This window comes from Pseudoflavonifractor sp. SW1122, assembly GCF_012027765.1.
In the GTDB taxonomy this organism is placed as follows: Bacteria; Bacillota; Clostridia; order Oscillospirales; family Oscillospiraceae; genus Enterenecus; species Enterenecus faecium.
This window is the reverse complement of record NZ_SJOS01000094.1, coordinates 1-1,684: the sequence shown is the minus strand read 5'-3', so window position 1 is coordinate 1,684 and position 1,684 is coordinate 1. Positions and strand designations below refer to the sequence as shown.

At 64.3% G+C, this 1,684-nt stretch carries 1 protein-coding gene; it reads right to left on the bottom strand.

All coding sequences use genetic code 11. The features are described from left to right. Positions 1–5: 5 nt before the first annotated feature. Positions 6–1,684: DNA translocase FtsK (locus E0L15_RS12130; protein WP_168125806.1), on the bottom strand; the 1,679-nt coding region annotated here is incomplete at its 5' end.

Here is a 1,684-nt window from a genome sequence, read left to right as displayed (position 1 = left end):
TCTTCTTAAAATGGCGGTAAATCCCGGCTCTGTTCCACGGCGTCCCCCTCAAAGGGGAACTCCTCCGGTACCGGCTCCGAGGGTTCGGGCACGGCGTCCACCATGTTCTGGCGGTACTGCATCTCCTGCCACTGCTCCTTGGTAATGAGCAGCTGGCGGGGCTTGGAGCCCTCAAAGGGGCCCACCACGCCCTTCTCCTCCATCTGGTCCACCAGGCGGGCGGCTCGGCCGTAGCCCAGTTTCAGGCGGCGTTGGAGCATGGACACCGAGGCCTGTCCCACCTCCAGCACCACGTCGATGGCAGCGGGGAGCAGCTCGTCATAGTCCCCGCCCTGGTTGGGATCGGACCCGCCCACACCCTTGGCGCCTTTCTCCTTCTCCTCGGCGTGCTTTTCGATTTCATGCATCACCGACTCGTCGTACTGGGCGGTGCCGCTCTGCTTGATGAAGTCCACCACCTGGGCCACCTCCTCCTCAGAGATAAAGCAGCCCTGGACACGCTGGGGCTTGCCCTGGCCCAGAGGGGCATAGAGCATGTCGCCCTTACCCACCAGCTTCTCGGCACCGGTGGTGTCCAGAATGATGCGGGACTCCAAGCTGGAGGCCACGGCAAAGGCAATGCGGCTGGGGATGTTGGCCTTCATCAGGCCCGTGATGACGTCGGCAGAGGGACGCTGGGTGGCAATGACCAGGTGCATGCCCGAGGCACGGCCCATCTGGGCCACCCGGCAGATGGACTCTTCCACCTCTTTGGCGGCCACCAGCATCAGGTCGGCCAGCTCGTCGATGACCACCACGATCTGGGGCATGGTGTCCCGCCCGCTCTTGCGGGCGTGGTTGTTGTAGGAAGCCAGATCCTTGGCTCCCACCTCAGAGAAAGCCTTGTACCGCTTCATCATCTCGCACACCGCCCATTGCAGGGCGCCGGCGGCCTTCTTGGGGTCGGTGACCACGGGGATGAGCAGATGAGGGATGCCGTTGTACACCCCCAACTCCACCATCTTGGGGTCCACCATGATGAGGCGCACCTCGTCGGGGGTGGCCTTGTACAGCAGAGAGATGATGAGGGAGTTGGTACACACCGACTTACCGGAACCGGTGGTACCGGCAATGAGCATATGGGGCAGCTTGGCGATGTTGCCCACCACACAGTTGCCCCCGATGTCCTTGCCCACGGCAAAGGATACCTTGGAGGGGCTGTCGGTAAAGGCCCGGTCGCTGATGACGTCCCGAATGGCCACAGGGCTCACCTGGCGGTTGGGCACCTCAATGCCCACGGTGGAAATCTTATCGGGGATGGGGGCCACACGCACCGCGGAGGCACCCAGAGCCAGGGCGATGTCGTCGGAGAGGTTGGTAATCTTGTTCAGCTTCACGCCCTGCTCCAGCTCCAGCTCGTACCGGGTCACCGAGGGACCCCTGGTGACGTTGACGATATGGGCATCCACGCCGAAGGAGATAAGGGCGTCCTGGAGCCGCTGCTGGTTGGTCTGGAGCTCTCCAGCGGCAGCGGCGGCCATGCCGCTGCCTTCCGCCAGCAGGGACACAGGGGGATAGCGGTACACCCCGGTGTTGCTCTGTTCCATGCCTGCCTCGATCTCCTGGGCCACCTGGGCGTGGGCCTGTTGAGCCTCCTGGCGGGTGACCTTCTCCACCGGGGGCTGGACCGGGGCGGGGGGGGGGG